This is a genomic window from Bradyrhizobium sp. USDA 4449, from assembly GCF_054056275.1.
The window spans coordinates 3,068,577-3,082,950 of record NZ_JBSRYD010000001.1 but is presented as its reverse complement, the minus strand read 5'-3'; the positions used below and the strand labels follow the sequence as shown (position 1 = coordinate 3,082,950).

Annotated in this window: 14 protein-coding genes; 5 read left to right on the top strand and 9 right to left on the bottom strand. The window is 64.5% G+C overall.

Features of this window, described 5'->3' with window-relative positions; genetic code table 11:
• Positions 1–11: 11 nt before the first annotated feature.
• The 5 genes from fliG (at position 12) to ACVIIW_RS14620 (ending at position 4,923) form a co-directional block, all read left to right on the top strand.
• Entirely contained in the window at positions 12–1,106 is a 1,095-nt protein-coding gene (fliG, locus tag ACVIIW_RS14640; RefSeq protein ID WP_456701395.1) for a flagellar motor switch protein FliG, read from the top strand.
• A complete protein-coding gene (locus ACVIIW_RS14635; RefSeq protein ID WP_456701394.1) occupies positions 1,106–1,726 on the top strand; it encodes a FliH/SctL family protein in 621 nt (206 codons plus the stop codon). Before fliG ends, ACVIIW_RS14635 begins: the two co-directional genes overlap by 1 nt.
• A 3-nt stretch (positions 1,727–1,729) precedes the next feature.
• Entirely contained in the window at positions 1,730–2,080 is a 351-nt protein-coding gene (fliN, locus tag ACVIIW_RS14630; RefSeq protein WP_092239456.1) for a flagellar motor switch protein FliN, read from the top strand.
• 54 nt (positions 2,081–2,134) lie between these two features.
• Positions 2,135–3,517 (top strand): sigma-54-dependent transcriptional regulator FlbD, encoded by a 1,383-nt coding sequence (flbD, locus tag ACVIIW_RS14625; RefSeq protein WP_456701393.1) that lies wholly within the window; start codon positions 2,135–2,137, stop codon positions 3,515–3,517.
• A 257-nt stretch (positions 3,518–3,774) separates the two neighbouring features.
• The gene (locus tag ACVIIW_RS14620; RefSeq protein ID WP_456701392.1) at positions 3,775–4,923 is read left to right on the top strand and encodes a M20 family metallopeptidase; all 1,149 of its coding nucleotides are present in this window, start codon (positions 3,775–3,777) and stop codon (positions 4,921–4,923) included.
• 110 nt (positions 4,924–5,033) lie between these two features.
• Here ACVIIW_RS14620 and ACVIIW_RS14615 read toward each other — a convergent pair whose 3' ends face one another.
• The 9 genes from ACVIIW_RS14615 to ACVIIW_RS14575 all read right to left on the bottom strand — a co-directional run bounded on the left by ACVIIW_RS14615 (position 5,034) and on the right by ACVIIW_RS14575 (position 14,157).
• On the bottom strand, positions 5,034–5,189 hold the full coding sequence (locus tag ACVIIW_RS14615; protein ID WP_177243026.1) for a hypothetical protein: 156 nt from the start codon (positions 5,187–5,189) through the stop codon (positions 5,034–5,036).
• Positions 5,190–5,273: 84 nt separating this feature from the next.
• A complete protein-coding gene (locus ACVIIW_RS14610) occupies positions 5,274–5,855 on the bottom strand; it encodes a flavin reductase family protein (RefSeq protein WP_456701391.1) in 582 nt (193 codons plus the stop codon).
• Between the two features lie 33 nt (positions 5,856–5,888).
• The gene (locus ACVIIW_RS14605; protein ID WP_456701390.1) at positions 5,889–6,737 is read right to left on the bottom strand and encodes an ATP-binding cassette domain-containing protein; all 849 of its coding nucleotides are present in this window, start codon (positions 6,735–6,737) and stop codon (positions 5,889–5,891) included.
• 20 nt (positions 6,738–6,757) lie between these two features.
• Positions 6,758–7,564: an ABC transporter permease subunit gene (locus ACVIIW_RS14600; RefSeq protein WP_456701389.1), complete on the bottom strand. Its 807-nt coding sequence runs from the start codon at positions 7,562–7,564 to the stop codon at positions 6,758–6,760.
• Positions 7,561–8,718 (bottom strand): FMNH2-dependent alkanesulfonate monooxygenase, encoded by a 1,158-nt coding sequence (ssuD, locus tag ACVIIW_RS14595; RefSeq protein ID WP_456701388.1) that lies wholly within the window; start codon positions 8,716–8,718, stop codon positions 7,561–7,563. The genes ACVIIW_RS14600 and ssuD overlap by 4 nt, the downstream gene beginning before the upstream one ends.
• A 504-nt stretch (positions 8,719–9,222) precedes the next feature.
• A complete protein-coding gene (locus ACVIIW_RS14590; protein ID WP_456701387.1) occupies positions 9,223–10,344 on the bottom strand; it encodes a cytochrome P450 in 1,122 nt (373 codons plus the stop codon).
• A gap of 95 nt (positions 10,345–10,439) precedes the next feature.
• The gene (locus tag ACVIIW_RS14585; protein WP_456701386.1) at positions 10,440–11,486 is read right to left on the bottom strand and encodes a transglycosylase SLT domain-containing protein; all 1,047 of its coding nucleotides are present in this window, start codon (positions 11,484–11,486) and stop codon (positions 10,440–10,442) included.
• A 289-nt stretch (positions 11,487–11,775) separates the two neighbouring features.
• Positions 11,776–12,675 (bottom strand): NAD(P)/FAD-dependent oxidoreductase, encoded by a 900-nt coding sequence (locus ACVIIW_RS14580; RefSeq protein ID WP_456701385.1) that lies wholly within the window; start codon positions 12,673–12,675, stop codon positions 11,776–11,778.
• 276 nt (positions 12,676–12,951) lie between these two features.
• Complete coding sequence (locus ACVIIW_RS14575; protein ID WP_456701384.1) at positions 12,952–14,157, bottom strand: LLM class flavin-dependent oxidoreductase; 1,206 nt, start codon at positions 14,155–14,157, stop codon at positions 12,952–12,954.
• Positions 14,158–14,374: the final 217 nt, after the last annotated feature.

Here is a 14,374-nt window from a genome sequence, read left to right as displayed (position 1 = left end):
AGTGAACTGACATGGCCGCATCCCTGCAAAACGCCAACTCGAACGACATCACCAGCGTGATCTCAACGCTCGGCCAGCGAGCCGGCAACCGCGCCAACGGCAAGGGGGCCGAGCAACTGACCGGCCCGCGCCGCGCCGCGATCCTGATGCTGGCGCTGGGTGAGCAATATGGCGGCAAGATCTGGTCGCTGCTCGACGACGACGAGGTGCGGCAGCTCTCGCTGGAAATGTCGACGCTCGGCACCGTCGAGGTCGACACGGTCGAGGACATGCTGCTCGAATTCGTCTCGCGCATGTCGGCTTCCGGCGCGCTGATGGGCAATTTCGACGCCACCGAGCGGCTACTGCAGCAATACCTGCCGCCGGAGCGAGTCAACGGCATCATGGACGAGATCCGCGGCCCTGCGGGGCGCAACATGTGGGAGAAGCTCTCCAACGTGCAGGAAGAGGTTCTCGCCAACTACCTCAAGAACGAATATCCGCAGACCATCGCGGTGGTGCTGTCGAAGCTGAAGCCGGAACATGCCGCCCGCGTGCTCGGCATCTTCCCCGAGGACCTCGCGCTCGATGTCGTCAACCGCATGCTGAAGATGGAGGCGGTGCAGAAGGAGGTGATCGAGAGCGTGGAGAAGACGCTGCGCACCGAATTCATGTCGAACCTGTCGCAGACCCGCCGCCGCGATGCCCACGAGGTGATGGCGGAAATCTTCAACAATTTCGACCGTCAGACCGAAACCCGCTTCATCACCTCGCTCGAAGAGGACAACCGGGAATCGGCCGAGCGCATCAAGGCGCTGATGTTCACCTTCGACGATCTCGTGAAGCTCGATTCCGGATCGGCCCAGACGCTGATGCGCAACGTCGACAAGGACAAGCTCGGCGTGGCGCTGAAGAGCGCCAACGAGGATGTCCGCAGCTTCTTCTTCGGCAACATGTCCTCCCGCGCGGCCAAGATGCTGCAGGACGACATGGCGGCGATGGGCCCCGTGCGCCTGCGCGACGTCGATGAGGCCCAGGCGCTGCTCGTCAACCTCGCCAAGGACCTCGCCGCCAAGGGCGAGATCATGCTGACCAAGAACCGCGCTGACGACGAACTGGTGTATTGATGGGCGCTCCGGCCAAATTCCTGTTCGATACCGACTTCGCCGCGCCCGACCGGACGCGCGAGAGGGCCACGACGGCGGCCGAGATCGCGCAGAAGGTCGCGGAAGCCGAAGCCCGTGCCTATCAGGACGGCTTTGCCGCAGGCCAGCGCGAGGCCAAGGCCGAGAGCGACCGCCGCGTCGCCCTCGCGATGGAAGAGATCAGTATCGGCATCAGGGGCGTCGCGTCCGGCATCGGCAACATCGAAACCAAGATGGAGACCGAGGCGGTCGAGGTCGCCATCGCCGTCGCCCGCAAGCTGTGCGCCGACCTCATCGCCGCCGAGCCGCTCGGCGAGATCATGGCGCTGGTCAAGGACTGTTTTTCGCATCTGGTGGCGACGCCGCATCTCGTCGTCCGCATCAACGACGCGCTCTACGACAGCGCGCGCGAGAAGATCGAGCGGCTTGCCAAGCAGAGCGGTTTCGAAGGACGGCTGGTGATCCTGGCCGAACCCGAAATTGCCGCGGGCGACTGCCGGATCGAATGGGCCGACGGCGGCGTCGTGCTGGAGCGCAGCGCCATCGCGGCCAGGATCGACGAGATGGTCGGACGCTATATCGCGTCCCGCAGGGGGAGTTAAGCCATGAGCGACAATGACGGACAGGTCCCGCTGCCCGACCTCAACGGACCGCTGCCGCCTGCCGGCGCCGACGTCGGCTACAACGAGGACGAATATGCCTCGCGCGTCGCCGCCGACCTGGAAGCCGTCTTCGACGTGCCGGTGCAGGTTTCGGCCGTGCTCGGCCGCTCCAAGATGGATGTCGGCGAGCTGTTGAAGCTCGGACCCGGCACCGTGCTCGAGCTCGACCGCCGCGTCGGCGAGGCCATCGACATCTACGTCAACAACAAGCTCGTCGCTCGCGGCGAGGTCGTGCTGGTCGAGGACAAGCTCGGCGTCACCATGACGGAAATCATCAGGACCGAACGCGGCTAAGGCACGCATAAAGAATGACGCGCGGCAGCGCGAACAGACGGACAGGAGACTGACATGCGGCTTCTCATCGTTGGCACATTGAAGGGCCAGCTCACCACCGCCACCAAGATAGCGATGGAGAACGGCGCCACCGTGACCCACGCCGAGGATCACGAGCAGGCGATGCGCGTGTTGCGCGGCGGCAAGGGCGCCGACCTCCTGCTGGTCGACGTCGCCCTCGATATCCGGGACCTCGTCATGCGGCTCGAGGCCGAGCACATCCACGCGCCGATCGTCGCCTGCGGCATCACCAACGACGCCCGCGCGGCGGTCGCCGCGATCCACGCCGGCGCAAAGGAGTATATCCCGCTGCCGCCGGAGCCGGAGCTGATCGCAGCCGTGCTGGCGGCTGTGGCCAATGATTCTCGCGAGCTGGTCTATCGCGACGAAGCCATGGCGCGGGTCATCAAGCTCGCCCAGCAGATCGCAGGTTCCGACGCCTCGGTGATGATCACCGGCGAATCCGGAACGGGTAAGGAAGTGCTGGCCCGCTACGTCCACGCTCGTTCGGCGCGCGCCAAGCGGCCTTTCATCTCGATCAACTGCGCCGCCATCCCCGAGCATCTTCTGGAATCCGAGCTGTTCGGCCATGAGAAGGGTGCCTTCACCGGCGCGATCGCCCGCCGCATCGGCAAATTCGAGGAGGCGACCGGCGGCACGCTGCTGCTGGACGAAATCTCCGAGATGGATGTGCGCCTGCAGTCGAAGCTCTTGCGTGCCATCCAGGAGCGGGTGATCGACCGCGTCGGCGGCACCAGGCCGGTGCCGGTCGACATTCGGATCATCGCGACCTCGAACCGCAATCTGGCCGACGCCGTGCGCGAAGGTACGTTCCGCGAGGACCTGCTGTTCCGGCTCAACGTCGTCAACCTGAAGATCCCGCCGCTGCGCGAGCGGCCCGCCGACGTCATGGAACTGGCCCAGCATTTCGTGAGGAAATATGCCGAGGCCAACGGCGTGCCGATGCGCCCCATCTCGACTGAGGCCAAACGCGTGCTCTCCGCCAACCGCTGGCAGGGCAACGTCCGCGAGCTCGAAAACACCATGCACCGCTCCGTGCTGATGGCGCAGGGCGACGAGATCGGACCCGATGCGATCCTGACGCCTGACGGCGACCGCCTCGACCTCGCCAGGACGGCACCGGCGGTGGCGCATGCCACCATGGCCGCCGAACAGGTAACGCGCGCGCTCGTCGGGCGCACCGTCGCCGACGTCGAGCGCGACCTGATCCTGGAGACGCTCAAACATTGCCTCGGCAACCGGACCCATGCCGCCAACATCCTGGGCATCTCGATCCGCACGCTGCGCAACAAGCTCAACGAATATGCCGACGGCGGCATTCCGATCACCCCGGCGGGCGCGCCGGGCGAGTATCCGCGGATACCGATGGGGGCGTAATCAGCTCTCATGTTGATCGCGAGAATGCGAATGCCCGGGCTCAGTCCCGGGCATTTTTGTTTCGGAGGCCACGCTGCCAACCTCTGCGAGCGCAGCGAAGCAATCCAGACTGCCACCGCAGCTACGCTCTGGATTGCTTCGCTGCGCTCGCAATGAATGGTTGGGAGAGCTTGCCGCATAACGGGAGCGCGTTACGTGACTAGGCCATGACGACACCAGGCCCTATAACCGCTCGCGAGAACCCACGCGAGGAACACATGTCTGAGGCTCAAATCACGGAATGGCTGGCATCGCAGCGGCAGGCCATGATCGATCTGCTACGCGACGTCGTGAACATCGATTCCGGCTCCTATGACAAGGAAGGCGTCGATGCGGTCGGTGCGCGGTTCGAGCAGCATTTCTCCGAGCACGGCATTCCGTTCCGACGCGAGAGCCACGATCGTTTCGGCGATGCCATCCATGCCGAGGTGGCAAAACCCGGCAGTAACGAGAAGCCCGTACTGTTGATGGGGCATCGCGACACCGTCTTCTCCAAGGGCGAGGCCGGACGCCGCCCGTTCACGATTCACGACAAGCGCGCCTACGGGCCCGGCGTCGCCGACATGAAGGCCGGCGTCGTGATGAACGTCTTCGTCGCCACCGCCTTCCACAAATTCGGCGGCAACCCGCATCCGATCAAGCTGCTGATCACCTCGGACGAGGAGATCGGATCGCCCTCGTCGCGGCCGGTGATCGAACGCGAGGGGCGCTCTGCACGCGCCGTGTTCAATTCCGAGCCGGGCCGCCCGACGGGTAACGTCGTCACCAGCCGCAAGGGCGGGATCTTCATGCATGTGGCCGTCAGCGGCAAGGCGGCGCATTCCGGTGCCAATTTCGCCGCGGGCATCAGTGCGATCGGCGAGCTCGCACACAAGATCATCCAGATCCATGCGCTGACCGACCTCACCAAGGGTATCACGCTCAATGTCGGCCTGATCTCGGGCGGCCAGTCGGTCAACACGACCGCGCCTTACGCGGAGGGCCAGATCGACATGCGCTATGTCGATCCGAAGGATCGCGCCACCGTCATGGCCGAGATCGACAGGATCATCGCGACGCCTTACGTGCCGGGCACCAGCGCGACGCTGACGATCAGGGGCGAGTTCGTGCCGGTCGTGCAGAGCGAGAGCTCGAAGGCGCTGTTCGAGACTTATCAGGCCGCGGCCAGGCAGGCCGGCCTCACCACGCTGCAAGGCGAATTCTCCGGCGGCTGCGCCGATTCCGGCTTCACCGCCGCGGTGGGAACGCCGACCATCTGCGGAGTCGGACCGGTGGGCGGGCTTGCGCATTCGCCGGAGGAATATCTCGAGCTTGACAGCATCGTGCCGCGCGCCCAGGCGCTGGCGCTCGCGATTTTGAAGGGATAGTCAGCCCTGCACTCCGTCATGCCCGGGCTTGTCCCGGGCATCCATGTCTCTCTCCAATCGCGGTTGCGCGTGGACGGCCGGGTCAAGCCCGGCCATGACGAGGATAGACCCTACGAATAACTCGGCGCGTCCGGCTTCCGGAAAATGTGGATGGGATCGCCGGGCACGAACGGCTGGCCGCGGAACATCGCATAGGCATAGAGCGCGAGATAGACGATCGCCAGCGCGCCGACGGCATAGAAAGCCCAGGTCCCGACGCGTTTCATCTTTCCGCTCCATTGCTTCCCGCGGGAAAGCTCAGGGGCGGTTCTAGAGCGATGGGGAAGAAAAGACCAGCCTGAGCGCGGCGATCAAACGCCGCGGCGGCTGCGTGCGGGAACGCTGACCTCGGCGAGCCTCGCGACGTCCTCGTCCTGATCCACCGCCACATACTTGCCGTGCCAATAAGCGAGCGCGGCGCTGCGCACCGAGTTCTTGATAATCCTGACGCGACCGATGACGATGCCGTGCGAATGTCGCTCGATGATGTCCTCGACCTCGCAATCGACCGATGACAATGCGCCGACCAGCAGCGGCACGCCGGAAACGGCCGTGATCCATTGGCTGCCTGCAAATCGATCCGCACCCTTCAGGCCACCCTTCCCCGCGAAGCGCTCGGCGACATCGAGCTGATCGGCGGCGAGGATGTTCACGCCGAAGGCGCCGTAGCGGCGGATCAGCGGGAAGGACGAGGCATCGCGATTGATGCTGACCAGCAGCGTCGGCGGATCAATCGAGAGCGAGGTCACCGAGGTGACCGTCATGCCCGTGATGTCCTTGCCCCGCCCGGCCGTGATGACGCTGACGCCGCCGGTGAGGCGGCGCATGGCGCCGCGGAAATCGGCGGACGAGACGGGGATTTCGGTCATGAGCTCGCGAGGGACTACATTCATGGCATGCTGCCCAAGTGGGGCTTCCCTCTCTATCTAGGTACGATCGTCCGCGGACAAAAGGTGGCTCAGGATCGAGCCTTCGAGACCTGCGAGCTCGGCCGAACCCCGCACCCTCGGCCTGCTGGCATTAACCATGACGTCGTGGGCGATCCGGCCCTCCTCGATCACCAGCACCCGGTCGGCCAGCGCGACGGCTTCGCAGACATCGTGGGTCACCAGGATCGCCGTAAAGCCCTGGTCGCGCCAGACGCGCTCCAGAAGCCGCTGCATCGAGATGCGGGTGAGTGCATCCAGCGCGCCGAGCGGCTCGTCGAAAGCAAGCACGCGGGGACGGGAGACCAGCGCGCGCGCGAGCGCGACGCGCTGCTTCTGGCCGCCCGACAGCAGTGATGGCCACTGCTCGCGCTTGTCGACGAGCCCCACCTCGGTGAGCGCCTTCTCCGCGCGCGACTGCGCGTCATCGGAGGCGCGATCGCGGCCGAGACCGACCTCGACATTGGAGAGCACGCGTGCCCAGGGCAGCAGCCGCGGCTCCTGGAACATCACGCGGATGTCTGCGGCCCGCACGTCGGCGCCAAAACTGATGCTGCCGGCCTCGATCTTCTCCAGGCCGGCGATGAGGCGCAGCAGCGTGCTCTTGCCGCAGCCGCTCTTGCCGACGATCGCGACGAACTGGCCCGCCGGGATGTGCAGATCGATGCCGCGCAGCACCTCGTTGTTGCCGAAGGATTTGCGCAAGCCCCGGATGCTCAGCGGCAGGCCGCTTGCCTGAACTCGGCGTTCTTCTTGACGCTCCTCGCGCGCCACGCGGGCGTGAGGTGCGAATTTGGCAGCAATGGCGAGCTCGGTCTCGGGAAGGATCGTACGAAACGCTGTCTGCATGTGAGTCCCAATATTTCTGCTCAATTTCTCTGGAAGCCGGGATGCCAGGCGAGCGTCGCCCGCTCCAGCACACGGGAGGCGCTGTCGGCGAGCTTGCCGAGCAGGGCGTAGATCAGGATCGAGAGCACGACGACGTCGATCAGCATGAACTCGCGCGCCTGCATCGCCATGTAGCCGAGGCCCGAGGACGCCGCGATGGTCTCGGCGACGATCAGCGTCAGCCACATGATGCCGAGCGCGAAACGGATGCCGACGAAGATCGACGGCAGCGCGCCCGGGAAGATCACGCGGCGGAAAAGCTCGCTGCCGGTCATGCCGTAGACGCGCCCCATCTCGATCAGTTGTGGATCGACGGTGCGGATGCCGTGCAGCGTGTTGAGATAGATCGGGAAGAACACGCCGAGTGCGACGAGAAACAGCTTGGCGCTCTCGTCGATGCCGAACCACAGGATGACCAGCGGGATCAGCGCCAGGTGCGGCACGTTGCGTACCATCTGCAGCGTGGTGTCGGTGAGCTTCGCCGAGAGCTGCGACAGGCCGTTGGCGAGCCCGAAAGCGAAGCCGATGCCGCCGCCGATCAGGAAGCCGATAGAGGCGCGCCAAAACGAGACCCAGATGTTGCGGCCTAGCTCACCCGACAGCAGCAGCTTCCAGCCGGCGAGCGCAACATCGCTTGGTGCCGGCAAGACGCGCACCGGCACCAAGCCGGTGACGCTCGCCATTTGCCAGAGCACGATGATCGCAAGCGGCACGATCCACTGGACCAGGCCGTCGATCCCGGGCAGGCGTAAATTGCGCGGGCGAGAATCGCTGGGGATGAGGCTCATGATTGCGACACCCGATGCTGAGGGCGGTAATCGCTGCCGACCGTTTCGCCGAAGGGACCGCCGTTGAAGTGCAACCTGGTCACGTTGCTCGGTTGCTCCAGCGAGAGCAGCGGGAAGACCAGCTCGGCGAACCGATAGGCTTCCTCCAGGTGCGGGTAGCCCGACAGGATGAAGGTATCGATACCGATGTCCTGATACTCCCTGATGCGGGCGGCCACGGTCTCGGCGTCCCCGACCAGCGCCGTGCCGGCGCCCCCGCGCACAAGGCCGACGCCGGCCCACAGGTTCGGCGCGATCTCGAGCTTGTCGCGTTTGCCGCCATGAAGCTGCGCCATGCGCTGCTGACCGACCGAGTCCATCCGCGCGAAATTCTTCTGCGCGGCCGCGATGGTGTCGTCGCTGACATGCTTGATCAGCTCGTCCGCCGCGCGCCAGGCCTCTTCGTTGGTCTCGCGCACGATCACGTGGAGCCTGATGCCGAAGGAGAGCCTGCGGCCACGCGCGGCCGCGATGTCCCGGACCTTCGCGACCTTCTCGGCGACGAGTGCCGGCGGCTCGCCCCAGGTGAGATATTTGTCGACGGCGTCGACGGCAACGTCGATGCCGGCATCCGACGAACCGCCGAAATAGAGTGGCGGCCGCGGTGACTGCAGGGGATGGAACAGCAGCTTGCCGTCCTCGATGCGGATGTGCTTGCCCGCGACATTGACGGTCTTGCCCGCGAGCAGTCCGCTGTAGACGTTGAGGAACTCGCGGGTGACCTCGTAGCGCTCGTCATGACCAAGGAAGATGCCGTCGCCCCTGTTCTCGACGGGATCGCCGCCGGTGACGACGTTGACGAGTAATCGACCATTGGTGACGCGATCGAGCGTCGCGGTCATGCGCGCGGCAACGGTCGGCGATTGCAGGCCGGGGCGGACGGCGACGAGATAGCGCAGCCGCTCGGTGAACGGCGCCACTGAAGAGGCGACGATCCAGGAATCTTCGCAGGAGCGCCCGGTCGGCAACAGCACGCCGTAATAGCCGAGCTGATCGGCCGCCTGCGCGACCTGGCGCAGATAGTTGAAGTTGACTTCGCGGCCGCCGATGCCGGTGCCGAGATAGCGGCCATCGCCGTGCGTCGGCAGGAACCAGAGGATATTGCTCTTGCTCATGGACAGGCTCCTAGCCGTAGGTCGTGCCGACGGCGGCAGCGACAATGCCGATCGACTGCGCGATGGCTGCGATAACGCGTTGAGCGATGCGTCTCATGTGGGGCCTCCATGAACGGGGAGATTGTGGCAGGATCAGATCACCTTGCGGCGCCCTTTCGGAGCTGTCGAGACATCGGGAAAAATAGCGATGCCAGCACTGCGCGTGCGGCGACGCGCATGATTAATCTTTCAAAGGGCGAAGCGAATGAGGATGGAATTTTTCTGCACGCGGATGTGAAGACCGCGCGCGCTTGACCTCAGACGCGTGGCGCGGAGCGAAAATGCGAAAACAAGCCCATGCACAGTAGCCGGCCGTCCGACGACGATCGCTTACGAATTATCCGAAATGAATTTGACCCGTCGGGCAAAACAGGAGTAGGATGGCATTGTGGAGGCGTGCAGCTGGAAGGCGCTGCCCGACTATTGCAGCCATGTCACCGGCAGATTCTGCAGGCCGCGGAACGCTCAGCCGCCGATCCGCACCGGCTCGTCATCGGCGAGCTCGATCTGCCTGGCGCGCGCGAACAGCGTCGGCAGCGCGACGTCCGCGATCATCGCGCGCGACGCCCAGGCACCGGCGCAGAAATGCGGTCCGGCGCCGAAGGCGACGCTCTTCGAGGTATCACGCCGCACGTCGAATTCGTCGGCGCGCTCGAAATGCTTCTCGTCGCGGTTGGCGGAGCCGAACATCAGGAACACGCGCTCGTCGAGCTCGAACGAAATGTCGCGGATGGTCCACGGCTTTGCGATGCGCCGCGGCGACATGCCGATCGGCGAAATCCAGCGGGCGTACTCTTCGAACGCCTGCAGCCATGTCACCTCGCCCTCGCGCACGAGATCGAGCTGCGCGGGATGCGTCAGCAACGCCCACACCGTGCCGGCGATCGCCTTGCGCGGTTCGTTCTGGCCGCCCGAGATCGCGAGCTTGACATTCGCGCGCACGCTCTCCATCGGCATGCCGGAGGCGAGGAGAACGCCAAGGATGCTCTGGTCGGGATGTTTGCGCGTCACCGGCAGGATATCGTCGATCGCGGCATCGATTGCCGATGTCGCGGCGCGGCAGCGCGCCTCGACCGCGGCATCGCCGCCGTAATTGGCGATGCCCTCGATCATGGCCTGCGACCAGGCATCCATGTCGGCAAAGCCGATATTGGTGAGGCCGGTGATCGACTTCAGGCATTCGCCTGAAAACGGCAGCGCGAAGTCGTGCATGAGGTCGATGCGCCCAGGCGCGATCGCATCGATGATGCGGTCGGCATGGGCCTGGAACAGCGCGGTCCAGTCCGCCTTCACCGTCTTGGGCGACACCGCCGGAAACATCGCGCGCCGCTCGACCTGATGCGCCTCGCCGTCCTTGCGCATCATGTTGTGGCCCATCAGCCGGTTCATCAGGCCGGCCGGCTGATGCGAGGAGAACACATCGACTTGCTTCTCTGAAATCGAGATATCGTCTCGGCCGGTCAAAAGCGTCGAGCCGAGCTGCGGCACGAACGCGATTGGCGCTTCCTTGCGCATTTTCGCAAGCATCGGATAGGGGTCGGCCCAGAACGCGACGGGGTCGATGTCGATGCGCGGCGCAGTGCTCAAGGCGGTCTCCCCTGGATGGCTTTGGGGCGAGATTAGCGAACTCAGCCGCCCGCGTCTGTCCCTGGCGATCGGGACTGACGACAGTCACGACGAAATTACTGGTTTGTCGCCGCAGCGGCGGTCGCCACGTATTTCGTGTAGAATTCGGCGACCCGGCTGCGCCACATGCCGACGAACGCCTCTGAAGTCACGTTGTCCACCGATTTCCAGGTGCGCTTGAATGCCGGAAGTGCGTTGCCCCAGATCGCACGCTTGCACCACCTCTCGCCCTTCTCCTTGCCTTCGCTGGTGGCGCACATCGATTTCCAGGCGGTGCGAGCGGGCCGGCTGATGTGCTCAGCGGCGCCTTCCCAGCCCTGCTGATGGATCAGGTAAAGATCGCTCATGTCCGGCTTCCGGTGCGTGATCCACTCGAACTGGATGCCTTCGGTAATGATCTTGTAGGCGGCAGCAACGGCGTTGTCCCGCGGGCTGCGAATCTGCCCGAAGCCGAACTTCCCGAACTCGTATTGGCTCAGCTGAAACAGGCCGATATACGAGCCGGTGCGTTGATTGGGGTTGAAGCCGGATTCGATCTTGGCAACCGCCATCATGAAATTGACGTCGAGACCAAACGCGTCGGAAGCGCGCTTGATCTCTTCGGCGGGCGTTCCGACCGGAATGTCCTTGAACGCACGCAACACGATCTCCGCCGGCTTCTCGGCGGGCGGTAGTTCGGACCAGACGTAGTAGATCAGATAACGGAAATCCTGCGTCGACGCCGGTTTCGGAGCAGCGTCGGATCCATCGCGTGCTGCCGGCAGCGGCTGGACGATATCCTGTCCCAGCGACGCCAATTTCGGCGCGACGGCATTATCGGCGCTTTCGGCTCCGGCGCTCGACGGCGTTGAACCAGCCGGGGTCACCGGGCCAAGCTCTGCTCTTTCTGCCCGAAGCGCTGCTGCAAGTCTTTGCGATGCCTCGGCGTACAACGCAGGCGTCACCATCTCCGCCGGGGCTGCCATGCTCGCGGGAGCCGTCACGTTCGCTGCCGCTTCCGGCATGACTTCAGGCACTGTCGCGGCCGGTCTGTTTCCGCCGGCCAGATAAAGTCCCACGGATGCGATAACAGCCATGATGCAGCCGGTCTGCCAAACCTTCATTGCCCGAAGTCCACGGATGGCTTCTGTATGAAGGCTATTCGCATGTCCTGCGGCCTGTGGTTGAGTCCTCTTCGTAGAACCTTATGGTTTAAATGTGGTGAACGTGAGAAGGCTTTCGGGCTCCCCAATCATCGGACATGTCCCGCCTTGGGTCTCCCGGCCCCATCTCGCACCTCCTTAGGTTCAGGACGTACGGATGGGCCAACAGGCCGGCTCAGTTCTGCGGGGCGATGCCGAGCCGGGTTGGGGCTTTCGATGTTCGATCTTCCCGCGAGCGGCGAGGTGCGCCTCAGCGCGGATTGGGCGGCAACGTCTTGTGAATGTGAGTGGCTGCGATGGCCGCGTGACCGGTCCCGACCGCAATCTGGTGCAGGTCCGACACGACATCGCCTGCCGCATAGATGCCCGGCACAGTCGTCTGCTGATGCGCGTCGACGTCGAGACATCCCGCATCATTGCTCTGCGCCCCGAGCCGGGTCGCGAGGATCGAGCCCGCCTTGCAGCCGAGCGCCGGATAAAGAACGTCAACCGCAACGTCGCCGTCGTCGCAAGAGACGACGATGCCCCGCTGTTCGATGCGCAATCCGGAACCAGCGCAGACCAGCTTGATCCCTGATGCGCGCAGATCATGCTCATCGAGAGCGTCGTCAGCCGAAGGCACGAAAGCAACTTCGCGCGAGTAGCTACGCAGGAACTTGGCCTTGTTCACGGCGCCGCTGCCGGCACCATAAACGCCGATGCGCTTGTCGGCAGCCTCGAACCCGTCGCAAACGGGGCAATAGCGGATCAGTCCCAGATGCACCGCTTCGTCGTGCCCTTCGATCGCCGGCTCGAGATCGACGATGCCCGTGGCCAGCAGAACGGTCCGCGCCCTTGCCGTGCCACCCTCGAAGCTGGCCTCGAAGAACTCGCCGTTCCGGTCGAGACCGTCCACGCGGGCATTGATGAGGGAGATGCTGTAGGAGGAAGCCTGCTTCCTCAGCAAAACCAGGAGTTCATGGCCGGAGACGCCTGAGGGAAATCCGGGGTAGTTGCGGCTCCTCGGTATCCATTCCGCCCGGCTGCGGCCGGCATCGAAGACCGTGACGGACCTGTTGTAGCGCGCCAGATAAAGCGCGGCTGTCAGCCCGGCCGGCCCGCCTCCGATGACGAGGCAATCGAGAACGTCTGGTTTGCAAGAGGGCGTCATGGGCACCTTAGTTCCGGGCTAGGGCTCACGACGCCAAGGCCGCGCTCACCTCGCTATCAAACGTTCAGCGCTTTGCTCGTTCCTCGGACCAGGTGTGACCGAAGGGCTGTCTGCGAGGTCGCGGACGTCGAAGGAGCCTAGTTCAGGCAAGGGGATTTGGCTGGAAGTCAGCAATGACGGGGCGGCTCCCCGAGATCCTGGGTCGACGCAGCAGCGCAGCGTGACACGGTGCGCTTCCGAGCCTGTGGCCCCCCATGTCGGCGCAGCGGGAGCGCCCTACCCCGCCGCGGCCTTCACCGGCGCAACGTTGATCGCGAGCTTGCCGTAGCGGTCGGTAAAGGCGTCGGTGTCGATCTCTTCCAGCTCGATCTCGCCGCTCATCACGCTCCTCTTCCAGGCCGCCTGGTCGGGATCGTTCTGGAACTCCGGCATCACCTCGCGGCCGAACAGCTCCAGCGATTCGCAGATGTGCTCGTGGCTGTTCTTGCCCGCTTGATTGAGCAGGATGACCTGGTCGATATGCGACGATTGAAAGCGCTTCAGCTTCCTGCGGATCGTTTCGGGCGAGCCGATCAGACCACCGCGCAAGGCCGCCTCCTGCGCCTCCGGATTGTCGCGCTTCCATTTGTTGTATTCGTCCCACATGTTGACGGTGTAGGGCGCGGGACGCTGGCGGTTCTGCGAGGCGCCGTAGAAACGCAGCGCGAACTGGAAGAAGGTGGCGCCGTCGGCACGCGCACGCGCCTCTTCATCCGTCCTGGCGCACATGAAGAACGACACCAGCGCCATGTTCGGATTGATCTCGTAATCGGCGAGCTTGGTGAGCCGCTTCGTCATTGCGTTGTAGTAGGCATGCACCCAGGCATGGGCGGCATCGGCGCTGACGAACTGGAAGCCGAGCGCGCCGAAACCGTGGCGACCCGCCCGCTCGATGGTCGGCAGCTGCGAGCAGGCCATCCACAGCGGCGGATGCGGCTTCTGCACCGGCTTCGGCACGACATTGCGCAAGGGGATGTCGAAATATTTGCCGTGATGCTCGCTTCCCGCGTCCTTGAACATCGGGAAGATCGCGGCGACGGCCTCCTCGAACACTTCCTTCTTGGTTTCCATGTCCCGGCCGAACGGCGTCAGCTCGGTGATCGAGGCGCTCTCGCCCATGCCGAATTCGCAGCGGCCGTTGGAGAGCAGATCGAGCACCGCGACACGCTCGGCGACGCGCGCGGGATGGTTGGTCGTGAGTTGGAGGATGCCGTGGCCGAGCCGGATGTTTTTGGTGCGCTGGCTCGCGGCGGCGAGGAAGGATTCCGGCGAGGGCGAATGCGAATATTCCTCGAGGAAGTGATGTTCGACGACCCAGGCGTGGTCGTAGCCGAGACGGTCTGCGAGTTCCATCTGCGAGAGCGCATTCTGGTAAAGGGCGAGTTCGTCGCCGGCGACCCAGGGCCGCGGCAACTGCAGCTCGTAGAAGATGCCGAACTTCATGGCGCCACTCCCCGCTTGTTCGTTTCTCGTCGCGGGCATCTTAATGCGCCGGACGCCACTGTCCACGCGGCCACAATTCCGCCATGCGGGAGAAAGGCGCCGTGTGCCGAGCGGCAGCCATCAGGACAACCTGGACGATTGATCCAGATCAACGCGTCAGCCGGTCTGCTGCATTTAATGTGCGGCAAGGCAGCGGCCCGGATGCCGTCCCGATTCC

Bases quoted from the DNA above. Each gene is read 5' to 3' on its own strand.
- fliG (WP_456701395.1), top strand. From the start codon at position 12: ATGGCCGCATCCCTGCAAAACGCCAACTCGAACGACATCACCAGCGTG.
- ACVIIW_RS14635 (WP_456701394.1), top strand. From the start codon at position 1,106: ATGGGCGCTCCGGCCAAATTCCTGTTCGATACCGACTTCGCCGCGCCC.
- fliN (WP_092239456.1), top strand. From the start codon at position 1,730: ATGAGCGACAATGACGGACAGGTCCCGCTGCCCGACCTCAACGGACCG.
- flbD (WP_456701393.1), top strand. From the start codon at position 2,135: ATGCGGCTTCTCATCGTTGGCACATTGAAGGGCCAGCTCACCACCGCC.
- ACVIIW_RS14620 (WP_456701392.1), top strand. From the start codon at position 3,775: ATGTCTGAGGCTCAAATCACGGAATGGCTGGCATCGCAGCGGCAGGCC.
- ACVIIW_RS14615 (WP_177243026.1), bottom strand. From the start codon at position 5,189: ATGAAACGCGTCGGGACCTGGGCTTTCTATGCCGTCGGCGCGCTGGCG.
- ACVIIW_RS14610 (WP_456701391.1), bottom strand. From the start codon at position 5,855: ATGAATGTAGTCCCTCGCGAGCTCATGACCGAAATCCCCGTCTCGTCC.
- ACVIIW_RS14605 (WP_456701390.1), bottom strand. From the start codon at position 6,737: ATGCAGACAGCGTTTCGTACGATCCTTCCCGAGACCGAGCTCGCCATT.
- ACVIIW_RS14600 (WP_456701389.1), bottom strand. From the start codon at position 7,564: ATGAGCCTCATCCCCAGCGATTCTCGCCCGCGCAATTTACGCCTGCCC.
- ssuD (WP_456701388.1), bottom strand. From the start codon at position 8,718: ATGAGCAAGAGCAATATCCTCTGGTTCCTGCCGACGCACGGCGATGGC.
- ACVIIW_RS14585 (WP_456701386.1), bottom strand. From the start codon at position 11,486: ATGAAGGTTTGGCAGACCGGCTGCATCATGGCTGTTATCGCATCCGTG.
- ACVIIW_RS14580 (WP_456701385.1), bottom strand. From the start codon at position 12,675: ATGACGCCCTCTTGCAAACCAGACGTTCTCGATTGCCTCGTCATCGGA.
- ACVIIW_RS14575 (WP_456701384.1), bottom strand. From the start codon at position 14,157: ATGAAGTTCGGCATCTTCTACGAGCTGCAGTTGCCGCGGCCCTGGGTC.